The 19,279-nt window shown below is 71.1% G+C and carries 14 protein-coding genes; 4 read left to right on the top strand and 10 right to left on the bottom strand.

Features of this window, described 5'->3' with window-relative positions; all coding sequences use genetic code 11:
* Window positions 1-4: 4 nt before the first annotated feature.
* From I5071_RS36355 to I5071_RS36335, 5 genes are all read right to left on the bottom strand, one after another.
* Entirely contained in the window at window positions 5-793 is a 789-nt protein-coding gene (locus tag I5071_RS36355) for a 3-hydroxybutyrate dehydrogenase (RefSeq protein ID WP_236517951.1), read from the bottom strand.
* Window positions 790-2,016, bottom strand: coding sequence for a polyhydroxyalkanoate depolymerase (locus I5071_RS36350; protein WP_236517950.1), 1,227 nt, complete (start codon window positions 2,014-2,016; stop codon window positions 790-792). The genes I5071_RS36355 and I5071_RS36350 overlap by 4 nt, the downstream gene beginning before the upstream one ends.
* 72 nt (window positions 2,017-2,088) lie before the next feature.
* Window positions 2,089-3,171 (bottom strand): alpha/beta fold hydrolase, encoded by a 1,083-nt coding sequence (locus I5071_RS36345; RefSeq protein ID WP_236517949.1) that lies wholly within the window; start codon window positions 3,169-3,171, stop codon window positions 2,089-2,091.
* Complete coding sequence (locus tag I5071_RS36340; protein WP_236517948.1) at window positions 3,168-4,826, bottom strand: AMP-dependent synthetase/ligase; 1,659 nt, start codon at window positions 4,824-4,826, stop codon at window positions 3,168-3,170. Before I5071_RS36340 ends, I5071_RS36345 begins: the two co-directional genes overlap by 4 nt.
* 10 nt (window positions 4,827-4,836) lie before the next feature.
* Window positions 4,837-5,151, bottom strand: a complete 315-nt coding sequence (locus tag I5071_RS36335; protein ID WP_236517947.1) for a hypothetical protein — start codon at window positions 5,149-5,151, stop codon at window positions 4,837-4,839.
* Window positions 5,152-5,309: 158 nt separating this feature from the next.
* Between I5071_RS36335 and I5071_RS36330 the strand changes: the two genes are divergently transcribed.
* Window positions 5,310-5,894: a polyhydroxyalkanoate synthesis regulator DNA-binding domain-containing protein gene (locus tag I5071_RS36330; RefSeq protein WP_236517946.1), complete on the top strand. Its 585-nt coding sequence runs from the start codon at window positions 5,310-5,312 to the stop codon at window positions 5,892-5,894.
* Here I5071_RS36330 and I5071_RS36325 read toward each other — a convergent pair whose 3' ends face one another.
* The 3 genes from I5071_RS36325 to I5071_RS36315 form a co-directional block, all read right to left on the bottom strand.
* Entirely contained in the window at window positions 5,895-6,911 is a 1,017-nt protein-coding gene (locus I5071_RS36325; protein WP_236517945.1) for a 3-oxoacyl-ACP synthase III family protein, read from the bottom strand.
* Between the two features lies 1 nt (window position 6,912).
* Window positions 6,913-8,388, bottom strand: a complete 1,476-nt coding sequence (locus tag I5071_RS36320) for a hypothetical protein (RefSeq protein ID WP_236517944.1) — start codon at window positions 8,386-8,388, stop codon at window positions 6,913-6,915.
* Window positions 8,389-8,475: 87 nt separating this feature from the next.
* Window positions 8,476-9,870: an esterase/lipase family protein gene (locus I5071_RS36315; protein ID WP_236517943.1), complete on the bottom strand. Its 1,395-nt coding sequence runs from the start codon at window positions 9,868-9,870 to the stop codon at window positions 8,476-8,478.
* Window positions 9,871-10,304: 434 nt separating this feature from the next.
* On the opposite strand from I5071_RS36315, the gene sthA reads away from it, so the two are divergent.
* The 3 genes from sthA to I5071_RS36300 all read left to right on the top strand — a co-directional run bounded on the left by sthA (window position 10,305) and on the right by I5071_RS36300 (window position 15,680).
* Window positions 10,305-11,711, top strand: coding sequence for a Si-specific NAD(P)(+) transhydrogenase (sthA, locus tag I5071_RS36310; RefSeq protein WP_268921177.1), 1,407 nt, complete (start codon window positions 10,305-10,307; stop codon window positions 11,709-11,711).
* Window positions 11,712-11,763: 52 nt separating this feature from the next.
* Window positions 11,764-13,932 (top strand): tetratricopeptide repeat protein, encoded by a 2,169-nt coding sequence (locus I5071_RS36305; RefSeq protein ID WP_236517942.1) that lies wholly within the window; start codon window positions 11,764-11,766, stop codon window positions 13,930-13,932.
* Window positions 13,933-14,132: 200 nt separating this feature from the next.
* Window positions 14,133-15,680 carry a PLP-dependent aminotransferase family protein gene (locus I5071_RS36300; protein WP_236517941.1) on the top strand — a complete coding sequence of 516 codons (1,548 nt, stop codon included), beginning with the start codon at window positions 14,133-14,135 and terminating at the stop codon, window positions 15,678-15,680.
* Between the two features lie 70 nt (window positions 15,681-15,750).
* On the opposite strand, the gene I5071_RS36295 is transcribed toward I5071_RS36300, so the two are convergent.
* Complete coding sequence (locus I5071_RS36295) at window positions 15,751-17,949, bottom strand: TonB-dependent receptor (protein WP_236517940.1); 2,199 nt, start codon at window positions 17,947-17,949, stop codon at window positions 15,751-15,753.
* Window positions 17,940-19,160 carry a hypothetical protein gene (locus tag I5071_RS36290; RefSeq protein ID WP_236517939.1) on the bottom strand — a complete coding sequence of 407 codons (1,221 nt, stop codon included), beginning with the start codon at window positions 19,158-19,160 and terminating at the stop codon, window positions 17,940-17,942. The genes I5071_RS36295 and I5071_RS36290 overlap by 10 nt, the downstream gene beginning before the upstream one ends.
* Between the last annotated feature and the right edge of the window lie 119 nt (window positions 19,161-19,279).

Genomic DNA, 19,279 nt, shown 5'->3' with positions numbered 1-19,279 from the left:
GCAGCTATTGAGCGGCCCATCCGCCGTCGACGTTCCACGCGACGCCGCGCACCTCGCGCGCCGCCTCGCTGCACAGGAAGAGCGCGAGCTCGGCCAGCGACGCCGGCGAGACGAACGCCCCCGAGGGCTGCTTCTCGCCGACCAGCGCCTCGCGCGCCGCGACGAGATCGGATCCTTCGCGCTCCGCGCGCGCCTGCACCTGGGCCTCGACGAGCGGGGTGTGGACCCAGCCCGGGCAGATCGCGTTGCAGGTCACGTTGGTGCGCGCGGTCTCCAGCGCGACGACCTTCGTGAGCCCGACGAGCCCGTGCTTCGACGCGACGTACGCCGACTTCTCCGCCGACGCGACCAGCCCGTGCACCGACGCGACGTTCACGATGCGTCCCCAGCTCCGCGCGCGCATGCCCGGCAGCACGAGGCGCGTCGTGTGGTACGCGGCGGTGAGGTTCACCGCGAGCACCGCGTCCCAGCGCTCCGGCGGGAAGTCCTCGACCCTCGCGACGTGCTGGATCCCCGCGTTGTTGACGAGGACGTCGATCCCGCCGAGCGCCTCGCTCGCCGCGCGATGCATCGCCTCGACCTCCGCGACGTTCGCGAGGTCCGCGCCGTGGTGCTCGACGCGCGCGCCGTGCACCGCGCCCGCGGCGCGCACCGTCGCGCGCGCACGCTGCACGTCGCCGAAGCCGTTCAGCATCACGTTCGCGCCCGCGGCCGCGAGCGCCTCGGCGATCGCGAGGCCGATGCCGCTGGTCGAGCCGGTGACCAGCGCGTTCTTGCCGAGCAGCGACGTCATCGGTGATGGCGCGCGATCAGCTCGCGCAGCTCGGGGAAGATCGACTCCCGGAACCGACGCCCCGAGAAGATGCCGTAGTGCCCGCAGCCCGCGGCGGTGAGCGCGCGCTTGTTCGCCGCGGGCACGCCGGTGCACAGCTCGAGCGCGGCGTGGGTCTGGCCCGCGCCGGTGATGTCGTCCTCGGCGCCCTCGACCGTGAGGATCGCGGTGTCGCGGATCTCGCCGGGAACGACCTTCTTTCCGCGCACCGACCAGACGCCGCGCGCGAGCGCGAACTCCTGGAACACGATGCGCACGGTCTCGAGGTAGTACTCGGCGTCCATGTCGAGCACGGCGTTGTACTCGTCGTAGAAGCGCTCGTGCGCGGCCGCGCTCTCGCGCTCGCCCGAGATGCGATCGAGCCAGTACGAGCGGTACGACTTCCAGTGGCGCTCGGGGTTCATCGACACGAACGCGGTGAGCTGGAGGAAGCCCGGATACACACGACGTCCGGCGCCGGGATAGCCGGGCGGCACCGGGTGCACGAGGTTGTCCTCGAACCACGAGAGCGGGTGCTCGGTCGCGAGGCGGTTCACGTCGGTCGGCGATCGTCGTCCATCGATCGGCCCGCCCATCAGCACGAGGGTGCGCGGCGTGGGCTCGCCCGCCGACGCGAGCAGCGACACCGCCGCGAGCGCGGGCACCGCGGGCTGACACACCGCGATCACGTTCAGCGTGCCGGTGCCGAGGTGGCGCATGAACGCGAGCAGGTGATCGACGTAGTCGTCGAGCCCGAAGCGCCCGGCATCGAGCGGGATCTGCTTCGCGTCGATCCAGTCGGTCACGTAGACGTCGTGCTCGGGCGCGAGCGCGCGGACCATGTCGCGCAGCAGCGTCGCGTGGTGGCCGGAGAGCGGCGCGCAGAGCAGCACCTTCGGCTGCGCATCGAGCTTCGCCTGCGTGGCCTCGGACGCACGGCGCGCGAAGCGCACCAGGCGACAGAACGGCGTCGCGACGACGACCTCTTCGCGCAGCAGGATCGACTCGCCGTCGAGCGACACCGACGCGATGTCGAACGAAGGGCGCGGATAGTCCTTGGTCAGCCGGTAGAGCAGCTCCCAACCCGCGGCGGCGAACGGTGCGCCGAGGAACGGCGACTTGCGCAGCAGATAGGCGGAGGCACGGGCCGTCGTCGCCAGCGGAGCGAGCGCGCGACGGGAGAGATCGTGCAGCACGTACAGCATTCGGTCGGCACGATGCCATACCACATGTTGCATCGCAACAACGATCGTGACGGCTGATTTTGCGGCTCGTCGTTATCGCGCGACACGAACCATGTCGCGACGCAACATCAGCTCGCCGCGCAGCCGGTCGTTCTCATCGCGCGCGGTCCAGAACGCGCGCAGCGTCGGCCACAGCTTCTTCGACGCCGACTTCGAGACCATCGCGCCGACGTGACCGCCCGCGACGTGCAGGTGCTCCTTGTCGGTGCTCGCCACGCGCTCGACCACGATCGACGCGCTGCGATGGGGCACGATCTCGTCGTGCTCGAACGTCACGCAGAGCAGCGGACAGCGCAGCGACGAGAGCTCGACCGCGCGCCCTCCGAGCCGCAGCGAGCCGTTCATCAGCGCGTTCTTGCGATAGAGCTCGTCGATGTACGTGCGCCAGCACTCGCCCGGGAAGCTGACGTTGTCGTTGCCCCAGGTCTCGATCGCGAAGAAGCCGTCGAGGAAGGGCTCGTCCCACGCCTTCTCCGCGAGCGTCACCGCCTTCACCAGCGGGAGCGTCGGGCGCAGCAGGTGGAAGGCGCCCTGCATCAGCGGCCACGGCACGTTGCCCGCGCCCTCGACCACCGCCGACGTGTCGAGGGTGCGAGTGCGCGTCCACTTCGAGAGCAGGCCGTCGTCGTGGAAGTCGACCGGCGCCGCGACGAGCATGAGCGTGCGCACCCGCTCGGGCGCGAGCGCCGCGTGGATCACCGCGAGCGTGCCGCCGAGGCAGTAGCCGAGCACGTGCGCCGACTCGGCCTTCGCGGTGCGCGTCGCGACGCGGAGCGCGCGACCGATCGCCGAGACCACGATGTCTTCGAACGAGACGAAACGATCCTCGGCCTCGGGCGTGCCCCAGTCGATCACGTACACGTCGTGGCCGTGCGCGACGAGGTGCTCGGCGAAGCTCTTGCCCGGCATCAGATCGAGCACGTAGTGCCGGTTGATCAGCGACGGGATCAGCAGCACCGGCGTGCGGAACGCGATGCCCTCGGGGCGCGGCACGTAGCGGAGGAGCCGCCACTTGTTCTCCTCGTGCACCACGTCGGCGGGGGTCTGGCCCACACGCGGCGCGGGACGACCGAACATCGCGGCGAGCCCGCGGATCACGTCGAGCGGCTCGATCATCGCGCGCTCCGTTCGTAGAGCGCGTCGAGCTGCGCGCCGTACGTCGCGTAGACCGCCTTGCGCTTCACCTTGAGAGTGGGCGTGAGGTGCCCGCTCGCGACCGAGAGAGCAGGCTCCAGGATCGCGAAGCGCTTGATCGACTCGTAGCTCGCGAGCTGCGCGTTCACCGCGGCGATCTTCGCTTCGACGAGCGCGTGCAGCCCGGCTCCGTCGAGCGCTGCGTCGACCGCGAGCGGGTTCAGCCACACGCCGGCGACGAGGTACTTCTTGCCGTCGCCGTAGACGACGACGTGCTGGAAGAGCGGGTCGTCGGCGAAGCGCTGCTCGATGTTCGCAGGCGGGACGTTCTTGCCGCCCGAGGTGACGAGGATGTCCTTCTTGCGATCGACGATCCGGAGGAACCCATCGTCGGTGAAGACGCCGACGTCGCCGGTCTTGAGCCAGCCGTCGTCGGTGAACGCCTCGCGCGTCGCGGCGGGATCCTTGTGGTAGCCGCCGAAGATGCTCTCGCCCTTCGCGAGGATCTCTCCGTCTTCGGCGAGACGGAGCTGCACGTTCGGGAACGGCTTGCCCACCGAGTCGAACCGGAACGCGTCGGGCCGGTTCATCGTCAGCGTCGGCGACGCCTCGGTGAGGCCGTAGCCTTCGATCAAGAGCGCGCCCATCGCGAGGAAGAGCTCCTTCACCTCGCGCTTGAGGCCCGCGCCTCCCGAGAGACAGAACCGGAGGTTTCCTCCGGTCGCGGCGTCGAAGAGGCGCTTTTGCTCCGCGGGATCGTCGCTGTGCATCGCGGCCTGCGCGAGCTTCTCCCAGACCACCGGCACGCTCATGAACGCCGAGGGCTTCACCTCGGGCAGTCGCGCGACGACGGTCGCGGGATCGGCGAGGTGGCTGGTCCAGCCGAGCGTGTTGCCGATGCACGCCTCGCCGAAGCCGAACACGTGGCTCATCGGGAGCCACAGCAGATCGGTCATGCCCTCGTCGATCAGCGGCGCGAGCACCTCGAGCCAGTCGCGACCGTTCACGCCGACGTTGCGGTGCGTGAGCGGCACGCCCTTGGGCGGGCCGCTGGTGCCGCTCGTGTAGAGCATGATCGCGGGCGCATCGAGCGAGATCGCGTCGAGCATCCGCGCGAGCGCGCTCGGATCGGCGTCGGCGATCGCACGGCCGCGGGCGCGCGCCGCCGACCAGGTGATCACCTTCTCGCGCACGTCGCTCGGGATCGTGTCGTCGCGATCGTCGAGCAGCACGATGCGCGCGAGCGCAGGGAGCGAAGGCAGCGCGCGCAGGATGCTGCGCAGGAGCTCCTCGCCCGCGACGAACACGACGCGCGCATCGGAGTGCCCGAGCACGTACACGACCTGCTCGGCGGTGCTCGATGGATAGACCGGCACCATCGTGCCGCCCGCGCTCTGGATCGCGAGCGCCGCGCTCATCCACTCCACGCGGTTGTGCGCGAAGATCGCGCCGCGATCGGTGGGGCGGTGCCCGTCGGCTTCGAGGAAGAGCGCGATGTCCTCGATCGCGCGGGCGACCTCGCCGAACGTGATCGCGCGCTCGCCGACGACGAAGCGCGTGCGATCGCGACGCTCGGGGAGCGCATCGAAGATCGCGCGCGGAGCAGGTCGGATCTCGAGGTACTTCGACACGTCCATGATCGACTCCTCAGCGCGTCTCGCCGCGCGCGCGGCGCAGCTCCTCGTGGGCGTCCTCGAGCTTCTCCTCGAGATCGATCACCCGTCGCTCGAGCACCGTCAGCAGGCGCAGCGTGCGCTCCTGATCGCGCCGGTTCGGCAGACCGACCGCGCTCCACACGTCGCCGAGCACACGATCGGTGCGCGCCTTGGTCCGCATCGCAGCGGTGAGCAGCGCACCGGTCGGCTCGAGCACCACCGGGCTCCCGAGCACCTTCTTCGAGAGATCGGCGGCGCGGACCTCCCACGCGTCGAACTCCTTCTTCCACTTCTCGAAGAGCGTCATCGTCGTCCCCCGTGCCCTCTGGTGCGTCGCACCAAAGCTCATCGGCTCTACAACCCTGCAAAATCGGCGTCAATACACGTCGTGTTGCGACGCACAAAACACCAGCGCCGCTCCCGAATGTTGCATCGCGAGCGGAGGCCGCGCAGTCTGCGCGCGGTATGCGCCTCCGCAGCAGCAGCGAGCCGATCCTGATCAAGAAGTACGGGAACCGCCGTCTCTACGACACCCGGGCGAGCTCGTACATCACGCTCGATCAGCTCGAGGCGATCATCCGCCGCGGCGACGACGTGCGGGTGATCGACGCGAAGACGTCGGAGGATCTCACCCAAGCGACGCTGACGCAGATCATCCTCGAGAGCGGTCGCGCGGCGCGCCTCCTGCCCGTGACACTGCTGCAGCAGCTGATCCGCATGGACGACGAGTCGCTCGCGGAGTTCATGGGCCGCTATCTCTCGGCGACGCTCGAGATGTACCTCGAGGCCAAGCGCGGCGCGCAGACGGTCTCGCCGTTCCTGCCGATGGCGACGATGCCCTTCCAGGCGGCGAACGCGATCGCGCGGATGTGGCTGGGCGCGGGTCAAGCGATCGCGCCCGAGCCGCAGTACGTCCCGCCCGCGACGACCTCGCCCGCAGCGCCGCCGCCCGCTCCGCCGCCCGACACCACGGCGGTCGAGGTCGCCGCGCTGCGGCGCGAGCTCGACGAGCTCAAGACACTGCTGCGCGGCAACAAGCGCAAGACCTGACTAGCGCGCGAGGGCCGGCGTGACGCGCAGCGCGACGCCGGCCTGGTTGTATCCGACGCCCGATCCCACGAGCACCACGTGATCACCGATCGCGACGTGCCCGGTGATCACCGCGTCGTGGAGCGCCATCGGGATGCACGCCGAGCCGGTGTAGCCCCAGCGGTCCATGATCCTCGGCGCCTTCTCGATCGGCGCGCCGAGCTCGCGCATCACGGTCTCGATCGTGCCGCGTCGCACCTGCGTGAACACGAAGCAGTCGACCTCGGCGATCGACAGCGACGCGCGCGCGGTCACGTCGCGCACGATCGCGGGCCAGCCCTCGTCGTTCACGCTGCGCGGATAGGGCTCGAGCAGGCGCACCTGGGTGCGGCCCTCGCGGACCGAGGCCTCGCTCGCGGGCTCGACGGTGCCGCCGCTCGCGATCATCCACGAGCGCGCGTAGCGGCCGTCGGCGCGGAACGCCGACGCGAGGAAGCCCGGCTCGTCGCTGCGCACCAGCACCGCGGCGCCCGCGCCGTCTCCGTAGAAGAACGAGATCGGATCGTGGGGATCGGCGAGGCGGCGCATGAGATACGCGCCGATCACGAGCACGCGCTCGATGCCGGGCGAGCTCGCGATCATCCCTGCGGCCGCGGCGATCGCGGTGGGGAACGACGCGCACGCGCATCCCACGTCGAACGTGCCGGCGCGGTGCGCGCCGAGCTTGTGCTGCACGATCACCGAGGTCGCGGGCGTGACGTAGTCGGGGCTGTCGGTGCCGACGAGGATCAGGTCGAGATCACTCGGCGCGAGCCCGGCGCGCTGCAGCGCGTCGCGTCCTGCGGCGACCGCGAGATCCGAGGTCGCCCATCCGTCGGGCGCGACGAAGCGCCGGGTGATCCCCGAGCCCTGCTCGAGCTTCTCGATCGTCTCGCGATGCCCCTCGCCGAGCCGCGCGATCAGCGCCTCGTTCGAGAGCTCGATCTCGGGAACGTACACGCCGGTCGACGCCAGCGCGGCATGGTGGAACGTGCGCATCTCAGATCAGCAGGCGCATCGAGACGATGAAGCTGTCGGTGGCGTTCACGCGGGGCTCCGTCGGCGTCGCTTCCGCCATCGAGCGCGCCCAGCGCGCGCCGATCGAGACGTAGGGCTCCATCAGCCACAGCGTCGCCGCGACGTTGATGTAGTGGTTCGTCAGCGACGACATGTCGGTGATCGACGACGTGAGGAAGTAGTACTGCGCGCCGACGCTCAGCATCTCCCACGTGAAGTCGACGCCACCCGCGCCCACGAAGCCCTCGTAGTCGCGCTGCGAGCGCATCGTCACGTCAGGGATCGCGACCTGCTCGTTGCGCCGATACGCGAAGGTCCCGTTGAACCGCAGCATGTCGCCGAGGATCTTCACCTGCGCGGTCGCGCGCAGGTTGTATCCGAAGAGCGAAGCGTCGGCGTCGGTCGTGACGTCGATGTCGACGAAGTAGAGCTGCGCCGCGAGCCGCAGATCGACGATCTCGTGCGAGAACGTGAACGACGGCGTGATCGTGTTGAGGTGGATGTCCGATCCCGGGATGCCGTTCGCGAGCGCGCGCAGCGGCGCGGTGAAGAGCGTGCCGAGCGAGCTCACGTCGCCGCCGAACCCGAACGCGAGGCTCGTCGTGAGCGGGTTGCCGCCGGTGTACGAGAGGCCGAAGTCGAGCCACTCCCACCCGTAGCGCAGCATCACGCCCTGCCCCTGCGCGAAGCCGCTGACGAGCAGCGGATCGCGCACGTAGGGGTCCATGCCGAAGCCGTCGAGCACGTTGCTCGAGATGAAGTCGAGGCTCGCCGGATCCGGGAAGATGCCGCCGGTGAGCGAGAGCCCCCAGCGCGACAGGCGCAGGTAGTTCTCGCGCGCCTGGAGCGACGCGGTGCCCTCCCACACGCTCGTGCCCACCGGACCGTTGCGCGCGAGGCTGAACCCGAAGTTGCGCTCGAACACGCTGCGGAACGTGACGAACCCGAAGAGCTGACCCTCGAGGCCGAAGCGCGCGAGCGCGAGCGTGCTGACGCGCGCCGCGAGCCCTTCGGTCGTGTCGCTGTGCGGCAGGTACCCGACCAGCATCGCGGAGAGCTGGATGACGGGCTTGATGAAGTCGTCGCCGTCGCGCCAGAACGTGAACGCGGGACGCGCCGGGAGCATCGTCGTGCTCAGCGTGCGGGTCGCGGCCTCGGCCTGATCGGGCGGCGCATCGGGGAGCGGCGCGTCGGCGGGCGCGGCGTCTTCTTCGCTCGCGTCGACGGGCTCGGGCGGCGCGTCGACGGGCGCGCTCTCGCTCTCGGGAGATGGTGTCGTGGCTTCTTCGAGCGGCGCTGCTTCGGCAGGCGGCGCTGCCTCGGCGGGCGGCGCTTCCTCCGCGGCGGTCTCGTCGCTCGGCGCTGGCGCGTCGGTCTGCGCGCGCGCCGCGCTCACCCAGCTGCCCATCGCGATGGCCGCGATCACCGCGAGCCCACTCGTCTTGCGAAGCCCGTACATCGTCCATCCCCTTCGAGCTGTCCACGCGCGAGAGCGCGGCGCCCGCCGTGTCGCCACGACGGCCACCGCGCCCTCCGTTTCTCTCGATCAGTCCGCGAGCTTCTCGAGGATCAGATCGATCCCGGCGTCCGAGCGCGCGCTCCCGAAGTGGTTCGCGAAGAACCCGGGCGCGCCGGTGAAGAAGTACCCGCTCGTGTCGTAGTCCGACAGCGTGATCAGCACGTTCTCGACGCAGGGCTCGAGATCGAGCTGCGAGGACGCCTCCGAGACGAACTCGTCCTGCAGCTCGCCGCTCGGGATGTCCTCCATCGTCACGGTCGTGTACTCGACCACGTTGCCCTCGCACCGATCGCGCTCGCCGTACGCGTAGCTGCCGTCGGCGCAGGGCGCGGCGAAGAGATCGTTCGGCCCGTTGAGCGGGCGCGTGAAGTGCGTCGGCACGAACGTGCCGCGATCACCCATCTCGCAGCCGACGGTGCCGCGCATGTGATCGAAGCTGTCGCACAGCGTCTGGCCCGCGTTGACGCCGTGGTTCGAGCCCGAGAGCAGGATCACGTCCTGGATCCGCGCGAACGGGTTCACCGCGCCCGCCTCGCCCGCGCGGTGCTCGACGTAGAGCCGGCGCAGCGCGTCGCGGATCACGCTCACACCGAGCGAGTGGCCGATCAGCGAGACGCGGCGCGTCGGGTTCTCGGTGAGCACCGCGCGCACGAGCGCCTGGAGCATCGGCACCGCCCAGCCGTGATCGATGTTGCGGAACGCGTTGCCGGTCGCGCTCGTCATGTCGTAGTCGGCGAGCGTGTTGACGAGATCGGTGCGCGCGTCGAACGCGATCACGCGGTAGCCCGCGCCGACGAGGCGCGTCGCGAGCTGCTCGCGGGTCTCGGTGTCGACGACGATCTCGAAGCCCGCGACGTTGGTGATGGTGTCGCCCGCGCGCTCGGCGTTGGCGTACTCCTCGAACGTCGTGACGCTCGACGAGTTGCCGTGCACGAGGATCACGATCGGCTTGGTCGTGTCCTCGGCGGGCTGCTCGTACTCCTTCGCGGCGCAGGGATAACCCTCGATCGACGCGGGCGCGCCGGCCGCGACCTCGGCCTGGTTGTCCGTCACCAGGAACTCGACGTTGTTGCCGTAGCTCGCGCGCACGACGCAGCCCGGATGGGTCGCGAGGTCGTCGCGATAGCGGCCTGCGTAGTCGGCCTCGCGCGCCTGATCGCCGCCGGTGCGCACCATCTCGGTCGCGTCCTCGAACGACCACGGGAGCATCGCGCCGACCGCGGCCTCGCGCGCGGCGATCGCCTCGCGGCACGCCATCACGCGCGGGTCGATCTGGCCGCCGTCCGACGGTGGCCCGGCGTCACCGCCACCCGCGTCGAGCACACCGCTGTCGATCGGATCCGAGCCGTCGTCGTCGCCGCAACCCACCGCCCCGAGCGCCGCCATCAAGAGGAGCGCGCGCCCCGTACCCCGTCGCATCATGACTACCTCGTTGTCCGCGCTGCGTGTCGTGCGCGTTTCTGTTGTGCATCGCACAATACAGCGAGTGCTCGCCGGTTTCCAGTGAGCAGCCGCGATTTCTCGGGATCTAGCGTGTGCTGACCGCGCCTTCGGGGGCACGGAGAGCGATTTTCTGCTGCATTGCAGCAGAACGGATGAGCACGGAGACACCCTCGCGATCACCGCCGCCGCGACGATCATCCGTGTGATGACCGAGGGTCATCCGCGCCATCCGAGCCAGCTTAGATCGGAAACGCGCTGGATGTTGCGTCGCAACAACCCGAGCGTGAGGGAACTCCACGGCGAGGCCTGGCCCGCAGGGCGCGAGCCCTGCGTTGCAGCGCGTGAAGATCATGCTTCTCGCATTCGTGGTCTCGAGGCCCTACAACTCGCCGCGACTGGAGGACCTTCGAGCAGTGCCCTGGGACAAAGAGCACGACGTCGTGGTGATCGGCAGCGGGCCTGCCGGCGAGGGCGCGACGATGCGCGCCGCGAAGTCCGGCGCCAGCGTGGTGATGGTCGAGCGCTATCGCGACGTCGGCGGTGGCTGCACCCACTGGGCGACGATCCCCAGCAAGGCGCTGCGCCACGCGATCAACGAGACGCTGCGCTTCCGCCGCAACCCGATCTTCGCGTCGGCGGCGATGAACGTCGAGCTCACGTTCCCCAAGCTGCTGCGCCAGGCCGAGGGCGTGATCGGCAAGCAGGTCGAGATGCGCCGCGGCTTCTACGTGCGCAACCACGTCGAGGTGGTCCACGGCCACGCGTCGTTCGTCGATCCGCACACGATCGAGGTCGACACCGACGAGGTGGGCGCCGCGAGGCGTCGCCTCCGCGCGAAGCAGTTCATCGTCGCGACCGGCTCGCGCCCCTATCGCCCCGCCGACGTCGACTTCTCGCACCCGCGGATCCGCGACAGCGACACGATCCTGCGCCTCGATCACACGCCGGACTCGATCACGATCTACGGCGCGGGCGTCGTCGGGTGCGAGTACGCGTCGATGTTCCGCAACCTCGGCGTGAAGGTGAACCTCGTCAACTCGCGCGAGAAGCTGCTCGCGTTCCTCGACGACGAGATCATCGACGCGCTCGCCTACCACCTGCGCGATCAAGGCGTGCTCATCCGCCACGGCGAGGAGTACGAGAAGGTCGAGCCGGTCGACGACGGCGTCGTCGTCCACCTCAAGAGCGGCAAGAAGATCAAGAGCGACGTGCTGCTGTGGGCGCAGGGCCGCACCGGCAACACGCACGATCTCGGGCTCGAGACCGTCGGGCTCGTCGCGGACTCGCGCGGTCAGCTCAAGGTCGACGCGCTCTACCGCACCGGACAGCCGCACATCTACGCGGTGGGCGACGTGGTGGGCTATCCGAGCCTCGCGAGCGCGAGCTACGACCAGGGCCGCTTCGCCGCGGGGCACGCGGTGCTGGGCGTGACCGACGAGAAGCTCGTGCAGGACATCCCGACCGGGATCTACACGTCGCCGGAGATCAGCAGCCTCGGTCGCAACGAGCGCGAGCTCACCGCGGAGGGCGTGCCCTACGAGGTCGGTCACTCGCTCTTCCGCTCGCTCGCGCGCGCCCAGATCACCGGGCAGACGGTGGGCATGCTGAAGCTGCTCTTCCACCGCGAGACGCTGCAGATCCTCGGCATCCACTGCTTCGGCGATCAGGCCGCCGAGATCGTGCACATCGGGCAGGCGATCATGTCGCAGAAGGGCGAGGCGAACACGCTGCGCTACTTCGTGAACACGACGTTCAACTACCCGACGATGGCCGAGGCCTATCGCGTCGCCGCGCTGAACGGGCTCAATCGTCTCTGTTGAGCGCGGGAATCGCGGCGCGAGCGGGCGCGGTTCGTGCGCGCGGAGGACCCCGATGACCGCTCGTTGGCTCGCGTGGGGCTGTGTGCTCGCGATGCTCGCAGGATGCGAGTGCGGAGGGGCGTCGAGCGAGAGCGCGCCTCCAGCCGCGCGCCCGGTCGAGCCACCCGCGAGCCCGGAGCCGACGAGCGAGCGCATCGCGATCTCGTCGGTGCACGAGCGGACCGAGGAGAACCGCGCGGCGCTGCGCACGAAGCGTCGCGCGTTCACCCGCGCGCTGCGCGAGGCGAGGCGCGCCGTGCGCGAGGGCGATCACACGACCGCGCTCGCTCGGATGGACGAGGCGCTCGCCGCGCTGCCCGAGCCTCGCGCCCGATGCGAGGCGGGCTACATCGCGTTCCGCGCCGGCGATCACGAGCGCGCGCGCGCGATGATCGAGGCCGCGCTGCGCGAGCTGCCGCGCGAAGCGGAGGTGCCCGAGCGCCTGCGCGTGCCCCTCGCGATGTGCCTCTACAACGCGGGCCTGGTGCGCCGCGAGCTGGGTGATGCGGCGGGCGCGCGCGCCGCGTTCACGCGCTCGCTCGCGCTGCGGCCGCATCCGAGCGTCGAGCGCGCGCTCGGCGAGCTCGGGCCCGCGACCGATGCTCCGCCCGACGAGCCCGCGCTGCCGGCGAGCACGATCTCCGACGCGGCCCTCGATGCGCTGCTCGGCGAAGAGCACACCGCGTTCCGCGCGACGTTCCGCGAGCGCGCGTGCGAGGACCTCGAGGAGCTCCCGCCGGTGTGGGTGCGCGGGGACGTGCGCGCGATGTTGATCGAGCCGTGCCCCGGACCAGAGGGCTCGGGCGAGCTCTGGGTGGCGCACGATGGACGCGTCGACGTCGTCGCGCTGTACACGATCGATCGCCCGACCGCGGAGGTCGGATCGTCGCGCTTCGGTGCGGCGCGCGCGCAGTGGGCCCCGCTGATCCCGGGCGGGCGCGCGGAGCTCGTCGTCGCGTTCGAGCAGCAGGACGAGCTCTATCTGCCCTACGAGGACGGCGAGGAGTCGAGCTCGTCGATCACGACGTCGACGATGGTGTGCTCGATCGAGGCGACGCTCCGATGCGCCGCGTGGGCCACGTTCTCGCGCGAGCGCGCGCTCTCGCTGGGCGCCGAGGACGACTCGGGCGGCCCGATCGAAGGCGAGGCGCGGGACACGGTGATCGCGGGATCGTTCGTGCTCGACGATGCGGGCGCGCTCGAGGTCGGCGCGCCGATCTGCGCACAGGCGCGCGAGCAGCGCGAGGTCGAGGACGCGTACGACTACGGCGCGTCGAGCGGCGAGACCGAGCGCTGCGAGCCCGACGCATCGCCGCTGCCTCCGGGCGTCTACGCCATCGCGCAGCTGCTGGGCGATCCCCGCGTGTGCCGCACCGGATGCGCGGGCGGGGCGAGGGCCGCGGCGGCGCCGGCGAGCACGACGTCGATCTGCCGGCGCGTGCCCGACGTCGCGGGCGTGCCCGCGGGGCGCGTGATGCCCGAGCGCGAGTGGATCTCCGGCGCGATGTGCGGCCAGGACGCGCCCTGCGACGCGCTGGTCTACGAGCGCGGCGACGTGTACTGGCTCGTCGCGCCCTACGAGATCGCGCGCGACGACGAGGCCGAGGGATGGCTCGCGCTCTGCTCGCTCGGCGCGTCGATCGGCCCCGAGCGGTTCCCCGCGATCGACACCTTCGAGCTGCACGAGGCGGCGCGCATGGAGCCCGGAGATCGCGCGCCGATCCTCGCGTGGTGGGCCGAGGCCGCGCTCGAGCCGATCGATCTCTACGCGCAGCAGGAGCTCCACAGCCGCGTGCTGATCGTCGCCGACATCGCGCGCGGGACGCTCGATCGCATCGTCGCGCAGCACGAAGATCACGGGCCGTACTGCTGGCGAGGCATGTGCCCCGAGCAGCCGGCGCACCTCACGCGGCTCGCGCTCGATCGCATCGCCGACGAAGAGGAACGAGCCGAGGCCGACGACGTCGCGTTCGACGATCGCGGGACCGGATCACGCTCGTACGTCGCGCAGCGCGAGGTCGAGGTGAGCGCGCGCGACGAGGCGCTGCGAGTGCGGGTCGGGCCGTGGAGCACGGTGCACGAAGCGTCGGCGGAGGGGGCGACCGAGCGCAGCGATCGCCTCGACACCGCGCCGCTCGGCGCGCTCGCGGAGCCGGGCCCGGGCGAACGGACCTATCGCTAGCGAGCGCGATCGTTTCGGACCAGGCTAGGCCACCTCCGCGGCACGGAGCGGCGCCGGACCGAGAATTGGACCATGCTCCCGGGCAACATTGGTCCATCCTGGCACTGCACGATCGCCTAGGTCGTTCCGTTGCGGCCCTCGAGATTGCGGGGGATTACCTGGACCAATCGCGGCGGACGCGGCCGCGAAAGGGGGTCCAGGTGGAACGCAGCCTCGGATTGGTCCTCGACCACGCGCTCGATGTGCCGCTGTACCAACAGCTCTTCGATCGCATCGCGGAGCGGATCCGCAGCGGCGCGTTCCCCGCAGGCTTTCGCCTGCCGCCATCGCGAAAGCTCGCCGACGAGCTCGGCACGCACCGCAACACGGTCGTGCGCGCCTACACCGAGCTCGAGCGCAGCGGCTTCCTGAGCTCGACCGTCGGGCGCGGCACCTTCGTGCGCGCGCAGCCCGCGGCGGTCGCGCTGCCGGTCGGACGCGCGCCGGTCGCCGCGGCCGAGCGAGCGCCGATCCCGTGGAGCTCGATGATCAGCGAGCGCGCGCGCACCGAGGGCTTCGCGCGGGTCGCCCGGGTGCAGCGCATCGCGCGGGTCGGGCGCGGCGAGCTCGTGAACCTCACGAAGATGGAGCCGGGCCCCGACCTGCTGCCCGACGAGCTCTTCCGCCGCTGCCTCGAGCACGTGATGCGCACGACCGGCACGCGCGCGCTGGGCTACGCGCCGCACGAGGGTGTGCCGCGGCTCCGTGAGCGCATCGCCGCGGACCTGGTGCGGCAGGGCGTTCCGGCGCGCGCCGACGACGTGCTCGTGACGTCGGGCAGCCAGCAGGGCCTCGACGTGGTCGCGCGCGCGCTGGTCGATCCCGGCGACGTCGTGATCTCGCAGGCCGCGACGTACACCGGCGCGATCCAGATCTTCGGCGCGAACGGCGCGCGACTGATGGGCGTGCCGGCGGACGCGGAAGGGCCCGACATGGCGTGGCTGCGTCATGCGGGGCGCGCGAAGGCGCTCTACCTGATGCCGAACTCGTGCAACCCGACGGGCGAGTGCATCTCGGGCCCGCGGCGCGAGGCGCTGATCGCGTGGGCGCGCGAGACCGGCACCGCGGTGATCGAGGACGACTTCGTCGCGGATCTCGAGCTCGACGGAGCGGCGCCGCCGCCCGCGATGCGCGCGCTCGACGGCGACGTGATCTACCTGAGCACGTTCAGCAAGAAGCTGATCCCGGCGCTGCGCATCGGGTTCCTGCTGTGCCCGCCCTCGCTCGCGCCGCAGCTCGTCGCGCTGAAGCACGCGACCGATCTCGGCACGTCGGGGTTGCTGCAGCACGCGCTCGCGGAGTTCCTGGAGCGCGGTTATCTCGCGGCGCACCTCAATCGGATCCGCGGTCAGTATCGCGAGCGTCGTGATGCGCTCTGCGTCGCGCTCAAGAAGTACCTGCCGCCGAGCGTGCGGTTCCGTGCGCCGACGCGCGGAACGACGATGTGGATCGAGCTGCCCGACGATCTCGATTCCGAGGCCGTGTTCGAGGAGGCGCGCCGCCGCGGCGTGCTGGTGTCGCCGGGGACGCTGTATCGCGTGGATCGCGCGGTGGGCGGCCCGTCGGGGCTGCGCTTGGTGTTCGGTGGCGAGTCGCCGGCGCGCTTGGTGGAAGGCGCGAAGCGGCTCGGCGCGGCAATGGATGCGGTGTCGATCGGGCGGCGCGCGGTGGTGAAGCGGACCGGGACGGATCCGCTGGGCGTCGTGTAGCTGGCGGTCGCGGTGACTGATGAGCGAGTCTCGGCCCCGCGGGCGCATCGCGCCTCGCGGGGCCCCGCCCTCAGAACCCCGCCTCCACCCTCGCCATCAGCCCTCGTCCGGGCCCATTGATGCTCGATCCGTGCACTCGATATGCGGTGTCGAGCACGTTCTCGAGCACGACCGAGAGCGAGAGATACGGATCGAAGCGCCACGCGGCTCGCACGTCGACGACGGCGTATCCCGGGGTGCCGCCCGCGAGGATGCGCGCGTCGCTCGCGTCCGCGGGCGCGAGACGATCCTGATCGAGCGCCCAGCGCAGCGTCGCGCCCAGCGCGAGACCGCGCGGCGCGGGTTGCCATCGCACGTCGACCGCGCCGCCGAACGGCGGGACGCGCGAGAGCGGGACGCGCACGTTCGCGTCGGTCGGGCTCGGGCCCTCGCCCCACGCGATCGAGAGCGTGCTGAGCGCGACGACCCCGATGTCGCGCAGCTCGAACGTCAGCGCGAGCTCGGTGCCGAGGATCAGCGAGAGGTCGTCGGCGTTGACCAGCTGATAGCGCGACCACGATGCGCGGCACTGCGGGGTCGCGGGCGGACACGCCGACGCTTCGCGCGGCACGCGGGTCATCGCGCCGTCGAGGATCATCGCGTACGCCCATGCATCGAGGCGCAGCACGTCCCACGCCTCGATGCGCGCGCCGAGCTCGAACGTGGTCGAGCGCTCCTCGCGAAGCGCGGGGTTCTCGAACTGGAAGCCCGGGCCCGCCTGCTGGCGCGAGGTGAGATCGTCGAGGTTCGGCGGGCGCACTCCCTGATCGACGTTGAGGTGCAGCGTGAGCTCGGGCGCGACGCGCGCTTCGAGACCGGCGCGCGCCGCGACCCCCGCGACGTCGAGATCGACACGCGCAGTGCCCGAGCTGGGATCGGCGCTCGCGCGCGCGCCGGCGTAGAGCACGCGCGCACCGCCGCGCGCGATCAGCCACGTCGCGATCGCCGCCTGCACCTCGCTCCACGCCGAGAGCTGCGTGAAGCGCGCGCCGTCGACGTATTGACCGCGCGGCTCGCGCACCGTGAGGCCGACGTCGGTGAACGCGGTGCTCGCCTCGGAGCGCACGACGTCGGAGTAGGCCTCGGCGCCGAAGTGCAGCGCGATCGCGAGCTCGGGCGCGAGCAGGAAGCCGCGCGTCCGGCCGCGCATCGTGAGCCCGTAGGTGTCGATCGTGTCGAGGAAGCGGTTCTGCACGAACGCGGTCGGACGATCGCGCAGTCGATGCTCGTGGGTGCGCTGCCAGCTCAGCGCGATGCGCATCTCGGCGAGCTCGGAGCCCTGCGGTCGCACGTCGATCGCGAGGAGGCCGAGCGCGCGCGTCTGCTGCAGGTAGGTGAGGCAGTCGTTGCCGGGCGCATAGGGCGCGGGGCACTGATCGGTGCGCGGGCTGTCGAACTGGTGCCAGCCGTAGCCTGCGAGCGTCACGCGGAGCTCGTCCGACGCGCGCCACACCAGGCGCTCGTCCCAGCTCAGCACGCGGAACCCGGTGCCGCGCTGGGTGCGACCGTCGTCCTCGATGAACGGGATCATCGGGACGTTGCGGCGCATCGCGGGATCGCGCGCCGGCACACACGGCTCGACCGTCGAGAGCGGGCACACGATGCCCGCCGCCTGCAGCGGCCCCGCCTCGCGATACCGCACCCCCCCGAGGAACCCGAGCGATCGACCGAGCTGCAGATCGAGCTCGGCGCGCGCGCCCCCGTCGACGTCCTGCATTCCGTAACGACCGATCAAGCGCGGATGGATCACGAATCCGTCGCGTCTCGGATCGATGGTCGGCTCGCGCGGGAGCGCGATGATCGCACCGCCGAGCGCATCGGCGCCGAAGCGCGTCGACGCGCTGCCGCGCACCACGTGGAGCGTCGCGAGGCTCTCGACGTCGACCGTGAAGAAGTACTGGTTGGGCCCCTGCCGGAAGATGCCGTTGTTGAGCCGCACTCCGTCGAAGAGGAGCAGCACTTGTTGCCCGGTGACGCCGCGCACGTAGGGGCTCGCCTGGCCGTGCGCGGTCTGCTGGATCGACACGCCCGGCATCAGGCGCAGCGCGTCGGGCGCCGATCGCACCACGCGCTCTTCGATCTCCTCCTCGGACACCGAGTCGCTCGCGCGGCCGCGCACGTCGTCGGGCGCGGTGCGCGCCCGCGCCCGGAAGGTCGTGTCCTGCGCGCGCGCCGGGATCGCGACGATCGCGATCATCACGATCGCCGCGATCCGCGCGATCACGCGCACGGGAACGCGGACTCGAGCATCTCCACGATCGCGTCGACGTCGACGTCGCCGGGCGCGCTCGCGCCGTCGATCTCGCTCGCGACGAGGTCCGCGAGATCCGCGCTGCGCGCGCGCAGCATGCGATCCGCGAGCGACGCCCGCGCCGGCACCACGATGTCGGTGCCGCCGGGATCGGGGCTCGGGATCGTGCGCTGCGCGAGCGATCCGAGGATCACGCGCGCCCACGCGAAGTGCGCGAGCTGCTCGTCGCCCGTGCTCGCCTCCATGCGCCGCAGGCGATCCGCGATCACCAGCGCCATGCCGCGATCCATCGCGCGATCGAGCTGGGCGCGCGCGCGATCCCGCAGGTCGAGCCGCTCGCTCGAGACCGGCTCGGGATCGAGGTCGCGCCAGCAGCGCACCGCGAGCAGCGCGTCCCAGATGCGATCGTGGGTCTCCTCGTCGAGCCCGCGCACCAGGCGCGCCATGCCGAGCCCGCCGCTGCGCTCCTCGACGCCACCCGTGTAGTACGCCCACGCCGAGTCGCAGTCGCGCGCGGTGCTCGTGCAGGTGAGGCTCTCCTTGTACGGCGAGACGTAGAGGAACCAGGTGAGCGCGGCGTCGATGCGCGCGGCGTGCACCCGCAGCGGCTCGCCCGCGCCGCCGGTCATGCCCGCCGCGAAGCCCTCACGCACGATCGGCGCGAGCTGCGTCGGGCCCACGCAGTACTCGGGCGCCGCCGCGATCACCGAGCCCATGCGGCAGTCGTTGGGATCGGGCGCGGTGACGTGCTCGTCGGTGCGGCGGATGACGCGCGAGCCGAGGCCCTCGCTGGTCTCGTAGACGGTGCGCGCGTCGGTGAACGCGCTCGCGCTCGGATCGCCCACGAGCAGACCGCTCGGCGCGAAGATCGTGTCGTACGCCTCGACGCGCGCGATGGTCGAGATCGTCGGCTCGATGCGCGCGTAGGTGCCGACGTCGGACACGCAGGGCGGCCACTCGTCGGTCGACGACATCGAGACGCGCGGGGTGTAGTCGCCGGGGAACGGTGTGCACGTCTCGCCGCCGGCGTCGACCATCGGCGCATCGACGGGCGCGGTCCATGCGTCGATCGGTGTCGACGCGTCGACCTCGGTGGTGCCGTCGTCGTCGTCACCGCATCCGAGGAGCGAGAGCGCTCCGCCGAGGACCATCCATCCGAGCGTCCGTGTGTCGAAGCGCGAGCCGTGCATCGCCGGCGACTATACGGGGATCGCCCGACGAAAAGCGCGCTCCGTCTTCACAGCGAGCGCGCGCGTTCTGGTACCGTTTTCCTCATGCATCGCAGTCCCGCGCTCCGTGCGCTCGCAAC

Source organism: Sandaracinus amylolyticus (assembly GCF_021631985.1).
GTDB lineage: Bacteria > Myxococcota_A > Polyangia > Polyangiales > Sandaracinaceae > Sandaracinus > Sandaracinus amylolyticus_A.
Note: the sequence above shows the minus strand (reverse complement) of the source record. Positions and strands in the feature narration are given on the sequence as shown.

Coding starts and splice junctions, on each gene's coding strand:
- I5071_RS36355 (WP_236517951.1), bottom strand. CDS start 793: ATGACGTCGCTGCTCGGCAAGAACGCGCTGGTCACCGGCTCGACCAGC.
- I5071_RS36350 (WP_236517950.1), bottom strand. CDS start 2,016: ATGCTGTACGTGCTGCACGATCTCTCCCGTCGCGCGCTCGCTCCGCTG.
- I5071_RS36345 (WP_236517949.1), bottom strand. CDS start 3,171: ATGATCGAGCCGCTCGACGTGATCCGCGGGCTCGCCGCGATGTTCGGT.
- I5071_RS36340 (WP_236517948.1), bottom strand. CDS start 4,826: ATGGACGTGTCGAAGTACCTCGAGATCCGACCTGCTCCGCGCGCGATC.
- I5071_RS36335 (WP_236517947.1), bottom strand. CDS start 5,151: ATGACGCTCTTCGAGAAGTGGAAGAAGGAGTTCGACGCGTGGGAGGTC.
- I5071_RS36330 (WP_236517946.1), top strand. CDS start 5,310: ATGCGCCTCCGCAGCAGCAGCGAGCCGATCCTGATCAAGAAGTACGGG.
- I5071_RS36325 (WP_236517945.1), bottom strand. CDS start 6,911: ATGCGCACGTTCCACCATGCCGCGCTGGCGTCGACCGGCGTGTACGTT.
- I5071_RS36320 (WP_236517944.1), bottom strand. CDS start 8,388: ATGTACGGGCTTCGCAAGACGAGTGGGCTCGCGGTGATCGCGGCCATC.
- I5071_RS36315 (WP_236517943.1), bottom strand. CDS start 9,870: ATGATGCGACGGGGTACGGGGCGCGCGCTCCTCTTGATGGCGGCGCTC.
- I5071_RS36305 (WP_236517942.1), top strand. CDS start 11,764: ATGACCGCTCGTTGGCTCGCGTGGGGCTGTGTGCTCGCGATGCTCGCA.
- I5071_RS36290 (WP_236517939.1), bottom strand. CDS start 19,160: ATGCACGGCTCGCGCTTCGACACACGGACGCTCGGATGGATGGTCCTC.